Annotated in this window: 16 protein-coding genes; 7 read left to right on the top strand and 9 right to left on the bottom strand. The window is 60.0% G+C overall.

Annotation, left to right across the window (positions count from 1 at the left end):
- Positions 1-133: 133 nt before the first annotated feature.
- Complete coding sequence (locus tag ACZCWR_RS30175) at positions 134-394, top strand: hypothetical protein (RefSeq protein WP_487305334.1); 261 nt, start codon at positions 134-136, stop codon at positions 392-394.
- Between the two features lie 146 nt (positions 395-540).
- On the opposite strand, the gene ACZCWR_RS30170 is transcribed toward ACZCWR_RS30175, so the two are convergent.
- Both ACZCWR_RS30170 and ACZCWR_RS30165 read right to left on the bottom strand, forming a co-directional pair.
- Positions 541-1473: an alpha/beta hydrolase gene (locus ACZCWR_RS30170; RefSeq protein ID WP_487305333.1), complete on the bottom strand. Its 933-nt coding sequence runs from the start codon at positions 1471-1473 to the stop codon at positions 541-543.
- A gap of 86 nt (positions 1474-1559) precedes the next feature.
- On the bottom strand, positions 1560-4322 hold the full coding sequence (locus tag ACZCWR_RS30165; RefSeq protein ID WP_487305332.1) for an EAL domain-containing protein: 2763 nt from the start codon (positions 4320-4322) through the stop codon (positions 1560-1562).
- A 212-nt stretch (positions 4323-4534) separates the two neighbouring features.
- Between ACZCWR_RS30165 and ACZCWR_RS30160 the strand changes: the two genes are divergently transcribed.
- Positions 4535-4684, top strand: a complete 150-nt coding sequence (locus tag ACZCWR_RS30160) for a hypothetical protein (protein ID WP_487305331.1) — start codon at positions 4535-4537, stop codon at positions 4682-4684.
- Here the strand turns inward: ACZCWR_RS30160 and ACZCWR_RS30155 are convergent, their stop codons facing one another.
- From ACZCWR_RS30155 to ACZCWR_RS30145, 3 genes are read right to left on the bottom strand one after another with little or no spacing between them, the layout of a single operon-like run.
- Positions 4685-5536 carry a glycosyltransferase family 2 protein gene (locus ACZCWR_RS30155; RefSeq protein ID WP_487305330.1) on the bottom strand — a complete coding sequence of 284 codons (852 nt, stop codon included), beginning with the start codon at positions 5534-5536 and terminating at the stop codon, positions 4685-4687.
- A complete protein-coding gene (locus ACZCWR_RS30150; RefSeq protein WP_487305329.1) occupies positions 5533-6573 on the bottom strand; it encodes a glycosyltransferase family protein in 1041 nt (346 codons plus the stop codon). The genes ACZCWR_RS30155 and ACZCWR_RS30150 overlap by 4 nt, the downstream gene beginning before the upstream one ends.
- Positions 6566-7639 (bottom strand): glycosyltransferase family 4 protein, encoded by a 1074-nt coding sequence (locus ACZCWR_RS30145; protein ID WP_487305328.1) that lies wholly within the window; start codon positions 7637-7639, stop codon positions 6566-6568. The genes ACZCWR_RS30150 and ACZCWR_RS30145 overlap by 8 nt, the downstream gene beginning before the upstream one ends.
- Positions 7640-7843: 204 nt before the next feature.
- Here ACZCWR_RS30145 and ACZCWR_RS30140 point away from each other — a divergent pair, with 204 nt between their 5' ends.
- The 4 genes from ACZCWR_RS30140 (at position 7844) to ACZCWR_RS30125 (ending at position 12784) form a co-directional block, all read left to right on the top strand.
- A complete protein-coding gene (locus ACZCWR_RS30140; protein ID WP_487305327.1) occupies positions 7844-8854 on the top strand; it encodes an alpha/beta fold hydrolase in 1011 nt (336 codons plus the stop codon).
- 101 nt (positions 8855-8955) lie between these two features.
- Positions 8956-9489 carry a 2Fe-2S iron-sulfur cluster-binding protein gene (locus ACZCWR_RS30135; protein ID WP_487305326.1) on the top strand — a complete coding sequence of 178 codons (534 nt, stop codon included), beginning with the start codon at positions 8956-8958 and terminating at the stop codon, positions 9487-9489.
- Entirely contained in the window at positions 9486-10472 is a 987-nt protein-coding gene (locus tag ACZCWR_RS30130; RefSeq protein WP_487305325.1) for an FAD binding domain-containing protein, read from the top strand. The genes ACZCWR_RS30135 and ACZCWR_RS30130 overlap by 4 nt, the downstream gene beginning before the upstream one ends.
- Complete coding sequence (locus ACZCWR_RS30125) at positions 10472-12784, top strand: xanthine dehydrogenase family protein molybdopterin-binding subunit (RefSeq protein ID WP_487305324.1); 2313 nt, start codon at positions 10472-10474, stop codon at positions 12782-12784. Before ACZCWR_RS30130 ends, ACZCWR_RS30125 begins: the two co-directional genes overlap by 1 nt.
- Before the next feature lie 872 nt (positions 12785-13656).
- Here the strand turns inward: ACZCWR_RS30125 and ACZCWR_RS30120 are convergent.
- The 4 genes from ACZCWR_RS30120 to ACZCWR_RS30105 are packed head-to-tail and all read right to left on the bottom strand — an operon-like array spanning position 13657 to position 16517.
- Positions 13657-14373, bottom strand: a complete 717-nt coding sequence (locus ACZCWR_RS30120; RefSeq protein WP_487305323.1) for a hypothetical protein — start codon at positions 14371-14373, stop codon at positions 13657-13659.
- A gap of 19 nt (positions 14374-14392) precedes the next feature.
- On the bottom strand, positions 14393-15271 hold the full coding sequence (locus ACZCWR_RS30115) for a dienelactone hydrolase family protein (RefSeq protein ID WP_487305322.1): 879 nt from the start codon (positions 15269-15271) through the stop codon (positions 14393-14395).
- On the bottom strand, positions 15255-15575 hold the full coding sequence (locus ACZCWR_RS30110) for a chaperone modulator CbpM (RefSeq protein WP_487305321.1): 321 nt from the start codon (positions 15573-15575) through the stop codon (positions 15255-15257). Before ACZCWR_RS30110 ends, ACZCWR_RS30115 begins: the two co-directional genes overlap by 17 nt.
- 6 nt (positions 15576-15581) lie before the next feature.
- On the bottom strand, positions 15582-16517 hold the full coding sequence (locus tag ACZCWR_RS30105; RefSeq protein WP_487305320.1) for a DnaJ C-terminal domain-containing protein: 936 nt from the start codon (positions 16515-16517) through the stop codon (positions 15582-15584).
- A 250-nt stretch (positions 16518-16767) separates the two neighbouring features.
- On the opposite strand from ACZCWR_RS30105, the gene leuC reads away from it, so the two are divergent.
- Complete coding sequence (gene leuC / locus ACZCWR_RS30100; protein ID WP_487305319.1) at positions 16768-18198, top strand: 3-isopropylmalate dehydratase large subunit; 1431 nt, start codon at positions 16768-16770, stop codon at positions 18196-18198.

Raw genomic sequence — 18198 nt, 5'->3', positions numbered from 1 at the left:
TAGGGTTAACGCTTAAATCAACAACAATTACTTGTTCTGTTTGCACTTAATACTAAGCCGCCTCGGGCCTATGCTTGACTCACTGAAACGCAAACGGGTGTTTGCGAAAAAACCAAGCCTGGAGGTAAGCATCATGAAACTCGTTCAATCGCTCATCGTCGCCGCAGCGCTCGCAATCCCCGCCGTGTCATCTTTCGCACAAGCAAGTCAGCCCGCCAATGGCGACAGCGTGGCGGTAAGCAGCACCGGTGGCGCAGTGGATGGATCGTCCGCTTCGGGTCATCATCCGCTGCGTACATTCGACCATGCCGTCGCTCGCGTTGGCCGTAAGATCAATGCATCGGTTCGTCCGGATGCAAACGATGGGATGAAGCCGGTGTTCTTTGGTTCCTGATTCGCAGCACCAATAAGTTTGACGATGACGCGCGGCATTGCCCGCGCGTCATCGTTTAGAACCTCCGCCAATGATCCCCGACCATTGGATTGCCCAGTTCATTCGGCTGGGCTTTTTTGCGCCTTCTTTTGCATTTCATTTGCGCTTCATTGAGATGCGCGGGGCGGCAAGGGCGTGTTGAGTTCGATGAACGCAGAGACATCGCCGAGCACGGGCGCCACGGTGATGAACGTCGACAAAGCACGCACGGGCTTCGCCAGACTGCCCACGATCATCGCGTGATTGATGTCCGTATAGCGCCTGAGCATGACACGGTCATGCGCGGCCCGCAGACGTGTGGCGAAGCGAGTGGTATTGCCGGGATCCACCGTATGGTCTGCCGAGCCGACACCCAGAAAAATGGGCGGTACATGCCCGTCTACATGATTGATCGGCTGGCTGTCCTCGCGTAGATTCGCCGGAAAAATAGCTTCGAGTGTTTCATCGTCGAGCGGAAGGAAATCGTAGGGTCCGGCCAGTCCGATTGCACCGGAGATAGAGCCGAAATCCACGCCACGTGAGCTGAGATATCGGCGATCGGTCGCGAGCAGCATCGCGATATGCGCGCCCGCCGAATGACCCATCAAAAAGATGCGGTTCGGGTCCGCGCCGAATTCAGTGGCATGCGAGCGTGCCCATGACACGGCGGCCGCGGCATCGTCCATGAAACCGGGGAATATCGTTTGAGGATAAAGCCGATAATCCGGAATGACCGTGACGTAGCCGCGCGAGGCAAGCGCTTCGCCCACGAACCGGTAATCGCGACGCTCGCCGGTCTGCCAGCTGCCGCCATAGAAGAACACGATAAGTGGTCGCGAGGCACCCGGCACGGAAGCGGCCTTGGGCACATACACATCCAGTGAATGACGCTCGCCACTTTCGTAAGGCAAGTCAGAGTGAGCAACATAGTCGCTTCGCGGAGTCAGCGCGTTGACGAGCCTGACCGGACTACATGCGGCAAGTAGCGCCAATGAAGACAGACACATGAGCGAAATGCGTGAAAAGCCGATGCGTCGTGTGAGCGTGGCGAGAAGTGACATTCAAGCGTTCCTGAAAATAGCCTGCGCTTTTGCGCCAAACGCTTATATACGAAAACCGTGCTTGAAGGGATGCGCAAAAAAAAGACTTACACGACACCCATTGTTCGAGCGATGTCTTCCGAATGGAATTCGCCTTTCGCCAGCAATTTTTCCGCGACTTCCGCGCGCATGGGCCGCCCGATCCAGAAGCCTTGCACTTCGTCGCAACCACTGCGAATGAGGTAATCGAATTGAGCTGCGGTTTCCACGCCTTCCGCGACCACGCGAATATCCAGCGCCGAAGCCATTGCAATGACAGCTTTCACGATCACTTCGTCGGCGCGCGACGAACCTATGCCGCGCACGAACGACATATCCAGTTTGAGCCGGTCCGCCATGAAGCTGCGCACATAGCCGAGGCTTGAGAAGCCGGTGCCGAAGTCGTCGATGGCAATCGATACATTGAGCCGGCGCAACGCATGCAGCGCAGGCAACGCGGCAGGGGCCATGAGCGTGCCTTCCGTGATTTCCAGTTCGATATTCAATGGATCGACACGGGTGCGTTCAAGCGCGCGGGAGACCATTTCCGGCACGTTGCTTCGTTCGAACTGAATGGGAGACACGTTGACGGCTATCACGACATCCGCAAGCAAATTCGACCATGCTCTGGCTTGAATACAGGCCTGTTCGAGCACCCACTCACCAATGTGCGCGATCAAACCCGTGGCCTCCGCGAGTGGAATGAATTGCGCGGGACTCACGAGCCCGAACTCGGCGCTTTGCCAACGCAGCAGCGCTTCGAATCCCTGCACTCTTTGCGTGCGCAAGCACACCTTGGGCTGATACAAAAGATAGAGTTCGTCGCGATCGATGGCCGATGCCAGCGCTCTGGCCATGGCGGCCTGCGCGGCATCCGCCGCCGCGAGCCGTGGATCGAACACGCTGATCGAACCGGCACGGCTCGACTTGGAGCGGTACATCGCGGCATCGGCGGCACGCAGCAGACTTTCGGCATCCGTGCCGTGCTCGGGATAGAACGCAATGCCCACGCTTGCCTCGGGCGTGATGGTCGTGTCGCAGACCGTCATCTCGCATGAAAGCGCCAGCCTGATGCGGTCCGCATCTTCCAGACATTGGGCATGCGTGCGGCCCGGAATGACGGCGACGAATTCATCGCCCGCATAACGCGCCACGGTCGCGGGAGGCGCCACGCAGGACACCAGACGTCGTGATACTTCCCGAAGCACGTCGTCACCCGCTGCGTGCCCGAGGCTATCGTTGATGCCCTTGAAATTGTCGAGATCGAGGAAGACGAGCGCCAGGGTCTCGCCTTCGAGTCTCGCGTGATCGACGGCGCTCGAAAGCTGATGCCCAAGCGCGAGCCGGTTGGGCAGGCCCGTCAAGGCATCTTCGGAGGCTTGCTGTCTGAGTTGGTCCTGATAGCGGATACGCTCGGACACGTCGCTCAAAACGGTGATGCAATGCGTCGGGCGTCCGTGTTCGTCGAGAATCGGGCCGACATAGGTATCGCTCCAGAAGCTCGTGCCGTCGAGTCGCCGGATTCTCACCAACTGCGATACCTCGCGATTGTCGCGCATCGCGGCCTGCAGGGACACGATCTCGGGTGCGGCGTGATTCCAGCCGAAGCTCGCCTGGGCCTGCGCGCCGATCACATGCGCCACGTCTTTACCGGTCAGACGCTCGAACGCCGTGTTCGCGTAGGTGATGTGATGCGAATCGTCCAGCAAGTGCGATATGACGATCGCATCTCTCGCGGCTTCGAGGGCCCGGCTGCGCAAATGAAGCTGCTCCTTGGCCTTCTCGTGCGCGGTGACATCGTGCGCGGTAATGAAGCAGGCGTCGTGACCGCCGAATGCCAGAAGATGGAAAGACACGTCGACGAAAATGACTTCGCCATCCAGACGACAATGACGTCTGATGCCGCCCGAACCCGAATTCATTCCCGAACGCACGTAACCGTCGAAATCTCGCTGAAAGCGTTCCACTTCCTCGGCGGGGCGCAACTGAACAATGGACATGCCATTGAGTTGTTCGAGCGTCGCATTGTATTGACCAAGCGCCGCGGAATTGGCGGTCAGAATGACGCCGGTCTCGATGTCGAAAATCAACATCGCTACGGGGTGCTGATCGAAATACTGACTGAATCGATTCTGTGCTTCTTCCGCCACGATTCGCGCGGCGCTTTTGGCAAGCGCGGAGCGATGCCGGCTCGATAGCGCGAAGGCCAGCAGCAGCATGCCCGTCGCCAGTCCGACGACAAGCGCGATGCGTTGTTTGAGAATTTGCGATTGCGCTTTTTCCTGCATGCCCGCGATCAGATCGCGCTCGTCGCTTCTGAGAGAGGCGAGAATATCCATGATCGACTTGAGCGATTCATTGGCGCGCAGAAGCCGTTTAGGATCGACCGCCGTTCCATGCGCGGCCAGCGCGATATTTTGCGCGGCGTCCTGTAGCGCCTTGGGCCACAGTCCGCTCAGGCGGCGCAGTTCGGTCAGCTTTTCAGTGGCCGTCGGTGAATCCGCCAGAAGAAGATCGAGATGGTTATAGGCGCGCGACACCATGACAGCGCGCGCAATGGGCCACGCCCGCGATTCGAACGCAGCCGAACCCACTCCCTTTAGAAAGTCGGTATTGGCCGCGAGGTGCAGATCCACGAGCAATTCGAGTTCCGAACCCACGTCGAGCGCGCGGCGCAGGCGCTGCTCGTCGGCATCGCGGGCAAGATTGATCGAGACCGTCGCGAGAACGGCCAGACACATGGCGATGGCGGACAATGAAACCAGAACGAGCGTGGTGGCAAAGCGCCGGCGAGGCCACGCAAACAAAGTTCTCGGTCGAAGGTGCTGCATTTCAAATCCTGTGGATGGTACGTATCTTTTACGGCCACATGGATTTCGCTCTTTAATTCAGCAAGGGTTTTCCTGATCTTAATTCTCATGCTTTTTTAGTAATCGGAAATTCGTACCGCGTGTGTCAGAGTTCGGTTAGCCAATTCGATCCGTTTGTCAGACCGTACCGGCCGTTATGGCATCGCCGGAGGCTCACATCTTCATGGCAAATCGTGGCGAGTTGCGATCAGGAGCCGATCCACGCGCTCGGACTGGTTCGGCCGCACGGCGCGCTGCTTTGCTTCGACCAAAAGGGCGGTCTTATTGCCGCCAGCACCAACGTATCGGCGCTGCTGGGTCCGCTTCCTCCGCGCGAATCGTGATTACGTTTGCGCACGCGTGACAGGCGCAGAAACCTTGCACTGCGCAATCTCATCATGTGAAGGCATCCGAAGTAATTCGAGATTGTCCGTATCCCAGTGAATATATCCGGCTTGAGCGAATTGTGTTAGCCAGCCTTCCATGGGCCAGATGCCCCATCGCTTTCGAAACAAGCGTGCGTTCGCGACGATCGCGCTCAGATGGTTGAGCGGCGGGTCGAAGCTGGCATGGAACTGATGGAACGCCATTGCAGGCACAAGCTGGATCGGCACGTTCGCTTGCGCTGCCCTGAACGCGAAATCCGTATCTTCGCCGCCATAGCCTTCATAGCGTTCGTCGAAGCCGCCTATGCGTTCGAAGGTTTCGCGCCGGCACGCAAAATTGAGCGACCAGAAAAGCCGATGCGGCAATTGCGCGCCTACTTCATAGCCCTCATGAACCGGATGTTTCGCGCCAAGCTCGAACAGCCGTTCGTTCGATGTCTCAGCGCTCACCGCACCCGGCGGAAGATAAAGCGTTTCGCCTTGCAGCACCGCGTTCTGGTGTTGGGCAAGTGCCGCCTTATAGCGTGTGACCAGCCAGCGATCGGGAATGCAGTCGACGTCAAGGAAAACGAGATCGTTACCCATTGCGTGCCGGACTGCATGATTGCGGGCTGCGGCGAGCGGCAGCGTGCCAGCGGTGCCGCGTATCGCGCAATGCACGATTGAAAAGCGGTCGCTTTCCCAGCGTTCCTGTTCCTCGTTCATTTGCGCGATGACCAGCGTTTGCGGCAAGTCCACTGATCGTTCGAGGCCCTCGATCAAGTTGAACAGATGATCGCGCCGGCCGTGTACCAGCGTCAGGATATTCATGAAAGGCTCGCTTGCGCGGTGCGTGTAATGAAGCGAGCGGCGCGCTCGGCACCGTTTTCCGTTGCATGATGTTCCCACGCAGAAGCGGGCAAGCGTTCTGCGCGATCCAGCAACGAAGGCCATTCGCTCGCCTGTGGCCAGGCGAAAAGACAGATCGCCAGCTTCGCTGCGTCGAGCACTTGCGCGGTCGAACGTTGTTCGTCGAAGGGTCGATCATCGGGAATGCAGATGAATCGACAGCGCAGCGCGGCGACTTCGCTCACGAGGCTGTCTCCCGCTGAACCGATGACGACGCATGCGTCGCGTAGCCACGGCAAGGGGTCGTCTATCACTCCATGAAGGTGCAGATTGGAAGGTAAGGAGATTGCATCATCCGATTCAATTGGACCGAGCACGGTCCAATGCCAATCGGGGCAAAGGCGCGCGGCTTGCGCCAGACGAGGAAGCGTCATGGCCGTGCCCCCATGACCTGTGATGACCGTCACGCATTTTTCTTTCCGTGAATGCCGCGAAGACATGCCTTCATACCGCGAGATGAGACCTGAATAGTCGGTCTTTTCCACCCACATGGCGGGTATGTCCGGCTGTTCGAATTCAGGAGGATAGGGCGCCAGCAGTCTTTGCGTGCTCGCATAGGCGAGTGAATGTGCATGATCAAAACGCGTTCCGCGTTGACGCACATACACGGTGGGAATACCGCAGAAGCGGGCAAGCAATGCGACCTCAACCGAAACATCGACGACCAGCAAGCAGGGCGAAGCCTTGCAGAACCAATCGACCAATAGCTTCATTCGTTGCCGCAGGCCGCGCACATTCAAGGGCGCATAAAACGGTGAAAAAGCCGGATCGGCTATCGTGTATTCGTCGAAATCGATGGGAAGCCGGCATAGCGAGACATGCGACGGCACGCCATTTTCAGGTAGCGCGCTGCCGAAAAGCGTCACCGGGCCGGGTAGATGAGCGGCTATCGCCAGTGCGCGCGTCACATGCCCCGCGCCGTGGTGATGCGCGTAATAGCCGATGACCGCCTCACTCATATGCGGGAACCCGCGCTGCGACTTCGTTCAGGCGTGCTTCATATCGCGCAACCATCAGGTCGATTCCCCAATGTTCGACCGCATGCAATCGACAGGCTTTCCGGCTCAAGGATCTTGCTTCGATCAGCGCACGCGCCAGGGCGGTGACGTCATCGGGCGCAGCGAGCCTGCCGGTTTGCGCGGTGATGAGTTCCGGCATGGCCCCTCTTGCAAAGGCAGCGACCGGCGTTCCAACCGCGAGTGCTTCCACCACGACAAGCCCGAACGGTTCGCTCCAACGAGGGGTGACCAGCGCGACGCTGGCATGGCTTACTTCGTGGATCAGCGCGGCTCTGGAAAGGTGCCCGAGATAGACGACATCGCCGCCCAGCCTGGGCGCGATTTGTTCTTCGAAGTAGGTTGCGTCCAGCGCACGACCTGCTATGCGAAGGGGAATACCGGCGAGCCTTGCAGCATCGATGGCGAGATGAAGGCCCTTGTCAGGCACGATCCGGCCGTTCCACACGGCATGATCCCCGATCGGTCCGGCGCTCGGACACCAGCGATTCAAGTCGATTCCATTTGGTACGACTGAACAATCGGGCGCGAGTTCGGACCAGCTCGCGGCATTGGCGTGAGAGACCGTGCAATAGACGCTGCCACGTGTCCGGCGTGCCGCCACGGCGTTGATCATCTCGAAGAAGGGCGGCGTATGCAGCACGGTGAGCATGGGTGTGTCGATCATGTTTGCGAGCGTGACCGGCACGTAATGCAGCGCGTTGTTGAAGATTACATCGAAGCGGTGATCGTCGATCGTCTGCATGCAGTCCATGTACGCGCGATGCTCGGCGATGAAGGCCGTGCTCAAGGTGTCGTGGTCGTGTCTCACGGCATCGCTGCGATACGCTCCGCCAGCGGACAAAGGCGTGAAATTCAATTCGGGCGCCGAGCCGGGATGCGCGAAAAGCGTGACGTCGTGGCCTCGTCGCTGTAGGGAACGGGTCACGTCATAGGTGAACGCTTCGAGCCCGCCCGCGAATGGCTCGATGATCGGATGTTGAATGTGAGTGAGTATGCCGATTTTCATGAAGTTGTTTTTTGATTGCGCGTCGTGGTTTTGTCGAAGTCCGGCATTTCATTCATAGGAAAAAACGAGCTGACCGCGCGTACCAAACGCTTTGGCAAGCAAGTTGTATCGTGTGGGAAGTCATTCAAACAGCCGTGCTCGCCTTAGCGCAATTACTGAGCCACAAACGCGAATCGAGTTTTGAGAATGGAGAAGAATTCAGCCATGATGTCTCGCACTTTTACCTCGCCGCGCCACACGACGCACTATTGGGAAGCCGGGCCTGCCGACGGACCCATCCTGTTTTTCCTCCACGGCTGGCCGGGAATCGGTCTGATGTGGCGCGCGCAGATGGAGTCTTTCGCATCGGCGGGCTGGCGCTGCATTGCGCCGGATATGCGCGGGTACGGCGGTTCGTCGAGACCCGTCTCGCCGGATGCCTATTCAATCGAGAATCTGGCTGGCGACATGATCGAGCTTCACGATCATCTGGGCGCGCGTCCGGCTATATGGGCCGGTCACGATCTGGGAAGTCCCGTGGTCGGCGCGCTCGCCGCGCATCATGCGCCGCGCGTGAGGGCAGCGGTGTTCGTTTCCTTGCCTTATATGCCGGAGAGCTTCGGGTTGGGTCGCCTTTTGCCTTTGGTGAATCGCACGCTTTATCCTGTAGACGAGTATCCGAATGGGCAATGGGATTACTATCACTTTTATCGGACGCATTTCGAGCAGACCGTCGCCGACTTCGACGCCGACCTGGCAGCGACACTCGCGACCATCTATCGTTCGAGCGATCCGAGCGCCATGGGCCGTGTTTATCGCTCGGCTTTAGTCACGCGCAATGGCGGATGGTTTGGTTCGGCGCATCGCGCGCCGAAGGTGCATCCTGACGCGGCGCTCTGGCCGCCGGCCGATTTCGATGCATTGGTCGAGGCCTTTCGTGTCACCGGTTTCCGCTCGGGTAACGCGTGGTATCTGAACGACGACGCCAACGCCGCCTACGCGCGAACCGCGCCGGACAAGGGCCGTTTGGATCAACCCGTTCTGTTCGTGAACGGTCGATTCGATCACGTATGCGATATCAGCCGCTCCGCACTCGGCGAACCCATGCGCCGCGCATGTGCGGACCTCACGGTGACGACATTGAGTTCCGGTCACTGGCTTGCACTGGAACGTAAGGCCGAACTCGTTGAAGTCATTCAGTCCTGGCTCGAACAAAAAGGACTGTCGCAGCGGTAATCCTTTCGCCGTGTTTCCAACGGTCCGAAAATTGCTCATACCGCACATGAAGTTATTCGCGTCATTTCGGGCGCGCGAATTTGAACTTTAAGGGGTCTTGCATGCACTTTTTAATCAATGGGAAAGAGATCGATTGCGACGTGGACAGCAGGACGTCGCTACTCGATCTGCTTCGCGAAAACATGCATTTGTTTGGCGCAAAAAAAGGCTGCAATCAGGGTGCCTGCGGCGCTTGCACCGTGCTTGCCGATGGCGCGCGCATCAATAGCTGTCTTGCCTTGGCCGTCCAATATCAGGATTGCGAGATCACGACGATCGAAGGCGTGGGCTCGCCGGGGCACTTGCATCCTCTGCAGGAAGCCTTTGTCGAACATGACGGCTTCCAGTGCGGTTACTGTACGCCCGGTCAAATTTGCTCCGCGATCGCCATGGTCGAGGAGTTGAAGTGCGGCGTGCCGAGCCATGTCAGCGAGAACGTGGCGGCAGAGAACTTCGTGCTGACCGATGCGGAACTGCGCGAACGGATGAGCGGCAATCTGTGCCGGTGCGGTGCCTATAACGGCATCGTCGATGCGATTCAGGACACGTTCGGTTCTGCCGAGACCGAAGTCAGCACGCACGAGGCCACGCAATGAATCCCTTCACTTATGAACGCGCGGCCAGTGAGTCGGCGGCGCTCTCGCTCGGCGCTCAGTCGGGCGCGAAATATCTCGGCGGCGGCACGAATCTCGTGGACCTGATGCGCGAGACCATCGAGCATCCGGTGATGCTGGTGGACGTCACCGGCCTTTCGCGTGCAATCGAAGATACCGGCGATGGCGGTCTGCTAATCGGTGCGGGCGTGAAGAACACGGCCGTGGCGGCGGACCGTCGTGTGCGCGAGCGATATCCATTGTTGTCCGAAGCAATTCTGGCGGGCGCGTCGGCGCAGATTCGCAACATGGCCACAGTAGGCGGCAATTTGCTTCAGCGCACCCGCTGCGGTTACTTTTACGACGATGCCGCGCGCTGCAACAAGCGCGACCCCGGCGCAGGTTGCGATGCGCTCGAAGGCTTCCACCGCATGCACGCCATTCTGGGCGCATCCGATGCGTGTATCGCGACGCATCCTTCCGACATGGCCGTGGCGCTCGCCGCGCTCGATGCGGTCGTCACCGTGCAAGGCCGCAATGGCTCGCGCGATATTCCGCTGATCGATCTTCACCGTTTGCCGGGCGACACACCGCACATCGAAACGGTGCTGGAAGCGGGCGAGTTGATTACGTCCGTGACCTTGCCAAGTGCTCATGCGGGCCGCGCCACATATCGCAAGGTACGCGATCGCGCGTCGTATGCATTCGCGCTCATCTCGGTGGCGGCGATCATCGAAGTGCGGGGCGGCATGGTGGAAGACGTGCGGATCGCGCTGGGCGGCGTGGCGCATAAACCGTGGCGCGCGCAAGCAGCGGAAGCAGCGCTCAAAGGCGGTCCCGCAACCGAAGCCGCGTTCAATGCGGCGGCGCAAGCGGAACTTGCTCAGGCGCGCGGCCTTCGCGACAACGCCTTCAAGATCGAACTGGGCCGGCGCGTCATCACGGATACGCTGATGAAGCTCGCCGCCCTTCAGGAGAATGCATAATGCCCATCATCAAGGATGCCGTGCAGGCCGTGATGAAAAAGGCCATCGCGCTCGCGCCCGATAGCTTCATTCCCGGTGGCAAGCCCGATCCGCTGATCGCCCACAAGCATGGCTTGATCGGCGCACCGGTGAGCCGGATCGACGGACCGTTGAAGGTTTCGGGCCGCGCCACGTTCGCGGCGGAATTTCCGGTGGAGCGCATGACGTACGCGGCGCTCAAGTACGCCTCGATAGCGCGAGGCCGCATCGTCTCGTTCGATACGAGCGCCGCCGAAGCCGCACCCGGCGTCGTGCTCGTCATGACGTATCAGAACGCGCCGCGCCTCAAGCCCTTGCCGCCTTTCATGAGCAAGCCCAAGGCGGCAGGCGGCGACGATGTGCCGGTCATGCAGGACGATCAGATTCACTGGAACGGTCAGCCTATCGCGCTCGTGTTGGCAGAGACGCAGGAACAAGCGGACCACGCTCAGTTTTTGATTCGGGTTACGTACGAAGCAGCGCAAGATGGCGTGACGTCGCTTGCCGCCGCCAAGGCGAACGGATCGGAACCGGGCGTCTTTCAGGGCGAGCCGCTGAAGCTGGAAGTCAAGAATGCCGAGGAGATGCTGGCGGCAGCGCCGCATCGAATCGATGTGCGCTACACGACGCCGCGCCATAACCACAATCCGATCGAGCTTCACGCGGCTACGCTCTTCTGGGATGGCGACAACCTGCGTATTCACGATACCGTTCAGGCCGTGCAACATGAAGCCTGGACCATCGCGCAGGCATTCGGTCTTGAAGAGAAGAACGTGCATGTCACGTCGCCTTATGTCGGCGGCGGCTTCGGTTCGAAAACCGTCTGGCAGCATCAGGTTCTGGCCGCGGCGGCCGCCAAACTCGCGCAACGCCCTGTACGGATCATGCTCTCGCGCGAAGGCGTGTATCGCGTCGTGGGCGGACGCACCCTCACCGAACAACGCGTGGCGCTCGGCGCGCAAGCGGATGGCACATTCGATGCCCTGATCCACACCGGCACCGTCGCGATGACACCGCACAACAACATGCCGGAGCCGTTCATATTGCCGGCGAAAAGCGCCTATGGTTCGCGCAGTTTTCTGCTCGATGTCGAGACGGTCAAGATGAACATGACCGCGAATACGTTCATGAGAGCGCCGGGCGAAGCGGTCGGCACGTTCGGACTGGAATCCGGCATCGATGAACTTGCGCATGTCATGGGCATGGACCCGATTGAACTGCGCATCAAGAACGAGCCGGAGAAAGATCCGACGACCGGCTTGCCGTTTTCTCAGCGCGGCATTGTGCAGGCGTGGAAGGCGGGCCGCGAGCGATTCGGCTGGGCATCGCGTCAGGAACCGGGTGCGCGGCGCGAAGGCGAGTGGCTCGTCGGCATGGGCTGCGCCACGGGCACCTATCCTTATTACCGGATGCCGGGCGGCGCGGCACGCATCACATTGACCGATGACGGACGCGCGACCGTCAGCATTGCGGCGCATGAAATGGGAATGGGCACATCGACGGCGCAGACGCAGGTCATCGCCGATCGGCTTGGGTTGTCGATGGAGGATATCGACTTCAAATATGCGGACTCCCAATTACCGGGTGCGGTGCTGGCAGGGGGCTCGCAGCAGACGGCGGCGATTGGCGCTTCGGTGATCGCGGCGCATCACAAGCTGGTCAAGGAGTTGCTGCGCCTTGCGGGCAACAGTTCGCCGCTTTCCGGGTTGCTGCCTGATGATGTAGGCGGTCGCGATGGTGGTCTTTGTTCGCTCGAGGACGAAAGCCGCCATGAGCGCTATGGCGCGATTCTGGCACGCGCCAAACTGACGGAAGTCACGGTCGAGGCCGAAGCTCCGATGCCCTTCGAGTTGCAGCATTGGTCCATGCACAGCCACAGCGCGTTGTTTTGCGAAGTGCGGGTCAATACCGTTACCGGCGAAGTTCGCGTGAGCCGTTTTCTCGGTTCGTTCGATTGCGGCACGATCATCAACGCCAAGACGGCGGCGAGTCAGTTTCGCGGCGGCATCGTCATGGGGTTGGGGCTGGCGCTGATGGAAGAAACTCAGTTTGACGAACGAACGGGGCGCGTGATGAATCCTTCGTTGGCGGATTACCATGTGCCTGTGCATCTCGATGTGCCGGAGATCGATATCATTTGGAATGATGAGCCCGATCCTCATACGCCGATGGGGGCGCGTGGGGTGGGGGAGATTGGGATTACGGGGGTGGGGGCGGCGGTGGCTAATGCGGTGTTTAATGCCACGGGTAAACGCGTTCGCGATCTGCCGATTACGTTGGATAAGTTGATTTGATTTTTGACTGACGCGTGGGCTAGGGGGTGTTTATATTTCGTGGAAGGGGCTGCTGGTGTTTGTGTCTTTATATTCAGTAGCCGCCTCCCCGGCGGGGGGGTAACTTTCTTTGCTGCTGCAAAGAAAGTCACCAAAGAAAGCAGCTTTTTACCCCATGCACGCTGGCTGGAGAGGGTTGGTCTGGATTAATGGATACAGTGGCCGCAATAGGACTTGCCACACATAACGAGTCGCTTAGGCAACCTCGCGATTGCGCGCTCGAATCCTTGAGTCTTAGTGGACCGCATTCATACCTTCGGCCATGCGCTGCGCGCGCCGAGAATGTAAGAACGGAATCCCGCAGCGTATGAGTGCCCCGCCACATCACACCGCATCGCACCTCTCCCATTGGGCCCTACCTTGGTAAGCGCTTCTGGGCAAAGCGCACACACCAACGCAAGTCACCTTTTAGTCGGAGCACTAACCAAGGTAGGGCCGAATAGCAAGCTAGCGGAGAAACGTGATGTGGCTGGGCGCTTATAGACTGCGGGATTCCGTTCTTATGCTCTCGGCGCGCGCAGCGCATGGCCGAAAGAATGAATGCGGTCCACTAAGGCAAAAGGATTCGAGCGCAAAATCGCCAGGTTGCCTAAGCGGCTCGTGATGCGTGGAAAGTCCTATTGCGGCCACGGTATCAGTTAATCCAGACCAACACTTTCCAGCCAGCGTGCGGAGGGGTAAAAAGCTGCTTTCTTTGGTGACTTTCTTTGCAGCAGCAAAGAAAGTTACCCCCCCGCCGGGGAGGCGGCTACTGAATATAAAGCACAACCAACAGCAGCCCTTTGCACGAGAGAAAACAACAAAATCCAAACCGAGCGCTACTAGCAAAACATTCACGCGAGCGACGACAACCAACGCCCCGTCTCCGGACACACATTCGCGGCTACGCCATTCACACGAACATGCTCTCCATCAATCCGCGCCGCAGTAATACGATCGATATCAAAAGCAACATCAAGCACCCGCCCGACGTGGACATTTTCAATAGCAAGTTCCCAAGTTAAAAATATCTGAACGAAATCCTGATCCAAAGAAAAGTCCGCTACATCGAAGCGATCGCGTCCGCGTCGAACGACGCCATGCGGCTGGCAAGTATCGAAGATAAGCGCAGTTCCCCGCCTAAGAGGAATGCGACGACCCGTCGCCGGAAAGACCACATCCAATCCCCGGTCTTCACTCAGAAAGAGATTGCAAAAAGCCGCGCCGCCGTATTGCTCCCCGTCATGGTGATATCGCGCCCCACGGCAGGCCATCAGCGCCACATCGCTCGACGCAAGCACATCGGGCAGGCCGAGCGCATGCGTCCAGTCATAAAGCGCCTGCACGCTGCGCTTATAGTCCGGCCAGCGCATACGCGTTCTTGCAAACGGCATGGTCTCGACATCTCCCGGCTCCAGATCGAGCCGCACCGAAGTCTCTCTCTGCCAGTCTGCAAGAAGCGATGCGGGAGGCACGGGAATATCTAACGTGCCGGATAAAACGATGTCGCTGACGGACCGGCTGCGGAGCGTGTCGCCGCTTAAGAAAAATGCAGTCGAGGAGGCGTTCATCGCGGGATTGTAGCGGTGCTCAATTGGCTTGCGTCGCGTCCAGAAGATAAGCCGAGAGGAAACCCGTGACACGTGCTTGCGCATCGCGTCGCGCTTCCGGGTCGGTGCCTTCTATCGGCACGACGCCAGTCTTAGTCGTGAAAGCAGGCGCTTCATGCACCGCCATGTTCGGCCAGTCGAAATCGTGATACGCGTTCGCGTAGACATGCATATCGACCACGCTTCCGGGCGCGGGCGAACTCATCAAATCTTCGCAAGGTTGCAGCGGAATCCAGACATCCTTTCCGCCGAGCAGCACCAACAAGGGCGTGGGACTGGACCATTGCGCACCTTGCTGCGAGCGTCGGCAACTGGCGGGATAAAACGCGACCGCCGCGCGGAAATCCGCGTGCGAAAGATTCGCAGGCCGCGCCGGACTCGAAGCACGAATCGCATTGAGCAATGCGCCGCCGCCTTGCGACCAACCGACGAGTGCTATCCGGTCGGCTCGAATATCCGGCAAGCCTTGCAGATAAAGCAGCGCCGCGAAAGCGTCACGTTCTCTGTCGTGATAGATCGCGCGATCGAATTCGGCAGGCGCGCACATTCGGCCATGATGACGCGGCCCGAGGCTATCCACCATCAACACCGTGATGCCAAGCGCATTGAAGCGCGCGGCCCAGTCGATCTCGCGCGCGTTGATCTTGCCCGAATGACGATTGAACAAGCCCGAGCATCCATGCAAAAAGACGATGGCCGGATGCGGTCCTGCGCCATCGGCTTTGAACAGATAGCCGTCGAGTTCCGAAGCATCGGCCGAGGGAAAATGCACCTTGGTCTGCGCGAAGGCGTGCGAGCCAAAAAAGCACAACAGCAAGAACAAGAGCAAGCCGCGCACGCGCTCAAATCCGCTCGCCATGACGCGCAAGCCTTTGGCGCAACGCATCGATCTGATCGAGCAAATCCAACGCGAGCGCGACGCCCGGTGCATTCACTTCGAGATCGGTCGTCAGCCGTTGCGCGGTCATCACTCGGCGCACGCAGGTGCCGCTGAAGCGCCATTCCTCGCGGCGCGCGCCTTGCGGCTCGAACGCGCCTTCTTCGACCCAGCGCGCGAGATCATCGGCGGATGCACCCGTCACGCGGCACAACTCGACGAACGTGAACTCCATGCGTTCCTCGACGATCTCGCCCTGAAGATAGACAGACTGGTTTTCGTTCATGATGAATCACCCGTAAAAATGCGCGCGCGGATCGAATTGGAACGCATCGCGCATGGCGATGTAGGCGGCCTTTTTGGCATCGGTATCGGCGGACGGCAGCACGATGCCCAGCATCACGTAAAAGTCGCCGGGCGGATTGCCGGGAATGCCGCGTCCACGCAGTCTCAATCGACGGCCCGCGGCGGACCCGGCCGGAACCGTCACCGTGACATCGCCCGAAGGCGTCGGCACGATGACTTCCGCACCGAGCGCCGCTTCCCACGGCGCGAGCGGAAGCTCGATGGTCACGTCGCGCCCTTCCACGCGATAGCGCTTGTGCTCGTCCAGCGTCACTTCCAGATAGAGATCACCGCGCGGGGCGTTGCCCAATCCCGCGCCGCCCTGACCCGCGAGCCGCAGACGCTGGCCATCGAGAATGCCTTTCGGTATCGATACATCGAGCGTGCGCGTTTCGTAGCTCACATGTCCTTGTTCGTCGATGACGGGCATTTGCAGCTTGAAGGTTCGCTGCGCGCCGTTATAGACATCTTCGAGACTGACGGACACCCGCGCGTGATGATCCTCGCCCGGCCATTCCGGTGCGCGCGCACGCGATGCATGTCTCGCCCGCGTGCCGAAAAGATCGCTGAAGAAATCGTCGGCGTCGGGCGCATCGGCACCGCCGCTGCCGCGATATTCGAAGCCATCGCCGACATCGGAACGCGGACGGATTTCATCGCCATCTTTGAGGCCGGTGCCGAGCGCATCGAAGGCGGCGCGCTTTTCCGGGTCTTTCAAAACCTGATACGCCTCGCCCACTTCCTTGAAGCGCGCCTCGGCGTCGGCCTCTTTGTTCAGGTCAGGATGATATTTGCGCGCCAGCTTGCGATGAGCGGTCTTGATCTCCGCTTCCGTCGCCGTTCGCGGCACGCCCATGACGGCGTAATAGTCCTTGTATTTCATCGTTCCCGCACCTTCCGTTCGATCGGTTAAGGGTAGGGGCACGCCGGTGGTTCGCGCGCCGGTATCTGGAAACACTATACAAGCATCTGCGGCAAGGCTTGCGTCCATCATCGCGAACCGCGATGGTGCCTTGCCAAATGGTCACGTACAAGCGCGGCGGCCTGTTGCATGATGTTTTCCACGGCAACCGGCGGCGAAACTGCGCGGCCAGGCATGCCGCAGCACACAATAAACGGAGTGAGACCCCGCCATGCCACTCGAACAGGGCAGCGACGCCCCACGCACGCTTTACGACAAGATCTGGGACAGTCATCGGGTGATGTCCCGCGACGATGGACAGGACCTTCTGTTCATCGACCGTCACTACATTCACGATGTCACCGCGCAATCCTTCGACCTGCTGCGCCAGCGCGGGCTTAGTCCACGCTCGCCCGAGCGCATCTTCGGCACGCCGGATCACTACGTTTCCAGCACGGCGAACGATATCGATGCGGTGACCGACGGCGAACGTCGCGGCATGATCGAAGCGCTGCAGCGCGACGCCGCCGAATCGCGCATTACCTTGTTCGACATGATCGATTCGCGGCGCGGCATCGTGCATGTCGTCGGACCGGAGCAGGGTTTGAGCCTGCCCGGCATGAGCGTGGTCTGCGCCGACAGCCACACGTCCACGCATGGCGCGATGGGCGCGCTGGCGTTCGGCATCGGCGCGACGGAAGTGGCGCATGTGCTCGCGACGCAATGTCTGTGGCAGCGCAAATCGCGCAACATGCGCGTGACGCTCGACGGCACGCCGGGACCGGGCGTGACCGCGAAGGATCTGATTCTGGCGGTGATCGCGCACATTGGCGTGGCGGGCGCGACGGGGCATGTCATCGAATATGCGGGCAGCGCCATTGAAGGTTTGTCGATGGAAGGCCGGTTGACGCTGTGCAACATGACCATCGAAGCGGGCGGCCGCGCGGGAATGATCGCGCCGGATGCCACCACGTTCGACTATCTCGCCGGACGCGAATTCGCACCGGCAGGCGACAAGTGGGACCGCGCGCTGGCGTACTGGCGGACCTTGTTCACGGACGAAGGTGCATCGTTCGAACGCGAAGTGCATATCGACGTATCCGGGATTGCCCCGATGGTGACATGGGGCACCACGCCCGGTTACGCGTGTGCCATCGACCATCGCGTGCCCGACCCGACGCAGCAAACGGACACCGATGCGCGCGCCGCGATGTCGCGTGCGCTCGACTACATGGGACTCGCGCCGAACGAAGCGCTGGAAGGCGTCGCGATCGACCGCGTGTTCATCGGCTCGTGTACCAATGGTCGCATCGAGGATATGCGCAGCGCGGCGCAAGTCGCGCGCGGACGTCATATCGCGCCGGGCGTGGAGGCGTGGGTGGTGCCGGGATCGCACGAAGTGCGCGCGCAGGCCGAGGCCGAAGGGCTGGACCGCGTGTTCACGGAAGCGGGCTTTCAGTGGCGCTTTCCCGGCTGCTCGATGTGTCTCGCCACCAACGGCGATATCGCCGCGCCGGGTCAGCGTTGTGCTTCGACATCGAATCGAAATTTTGTTGGCCGTCAGGGGCCGGGCGTGCGCACGCATCTGATGAGTCCGGCGATGGCGGCAGCGGCCGCGGTGACCGGGCATCTCACCGATGTACGCCGTCTCCTGGGAGCCTGA

This window comes from Caballeronia sp. A2-2, from assembly GCF_057612605.2.
Note: the sequence above shows the minus strand (reverse complement) of the source record. Positions and strands in the feature narration are given on the sequence as shown.

What these genes read in the sequence shown, in the direction of transcription:
- ACZCWR_RS30145 (WP_487305328.1), bottom strand. Translation starts at nt 7,639, where the DNA reads ATGAAAATCGGCATACTCACTCACATTCAACATCCGATCATCGAGCCA.
- ACZCWR_RS30150 (WP_487305329.1), bottom strand. Translation starts at nt 6,573, where the DNA reads ATGAGTGAGGCGGTCATCGGCTATTACGCGCATCACCACGGCGCGGGG.
- ACZCWR_RS30165 (WP_487305332.1), bottom strand. Translation starts at nt 4,322, where the DNA reads ATGCAGCACCTTCGACCGAGAACTTTGTTTGCGTGGCCTCGCCGGCGC.
- ACZCWR_RS30105 (WP_487305320.1), bottom strand. Translation starts at nt 16,517, where the DNA reads ATGAAATACAAGGACTATTACGCCGTCATGGGCGTGCCGCGAACGGCG.
- ACZCWR_RS30170 (WP_487305333.1), bottom strand. Translation starts at nt 1,473, where the DNA reads ATGTCACTTCTCGCCACGCTCACACGACGCATCGGCTTTTCACGCATT.
- ACZCWR_RS30130 (WP_487305325.1), top strand. Translation starts at nt 9,486, where the DNA reads ATGAATCCCTTCACTTATGAACGCGCGGCCAGTGAGTCGGCGGCGCTC.
- ACZCWR_RS30175 (WP_487305334.1), top strand. Translation starts at nt 134, where the DNA reads ATGAAACTCGTTCAATCGCTCATCGTCGCCGCAGCGCTCGCAATCCCC.
- ACZCWR_RS30120 (WP_487305323.1), bottom strand. Translation starts at nt 14,373, where the DNA reads ATGAACGCCTCCTCGACTGCATTTTTCTTAAGCGGCGACACGCTCCGC.
- ACZCWR_RS30115 (WP_487305322.1), bottom strand. Translation starts at nt 15,271, where the DNA reads ATGGCGAGCGGATTTGAGCGCGTGCGCGGCTTGCTCTTGTTCTTGCTG.
- ACZCWR_RS30140 (WP_487305327.1), top strand. Translation starts at nt 7,844, where the DNA reads ATGATGTCTCGCACTTTTACCTCGCCGCGCCACACGACGCACTATTGG.
- ACZCWR_RS30110 (WP_487305321.1), bottom strand. Translation starts at nt 15,575, where the DNA reads ATGAACGAAAACCAGTCTGTCTATCTTCAGGGCGAGATCGTCGAGGAA.
- ACZCWR_RS30135 (WP_487305326.1), top strand. Translation starts at nt 8,956, where the DNA reads ATGCACTTTTTAATCAATGGGAAAGAGATCGATTGCGACGTGGACAGC.
- leuC (WP_487305319.1), top strand. Translation starts at nt 16,768, where the DNA reads ATGCCACTCGAACAGGGCAGCGACGCCCCACGCACGCTTTACGACAAG.
- ACZCWR_RS30155 (WP_487305330.1), bottom strand. Translation starts at nt 5,536, where the DNA reads ATGAATATCCTGACGCTGGTACACGGCCGGCGCGATCATCTGTTCAAC.
- ACZCWR_RS30125 (WP_487305324.1), top strand. Translation starts at nt 10,472, where the DNA reads ATGCCCATCATCAAGGATGCCGTGCAGGCCGTGATGAAAAAGGCCATC.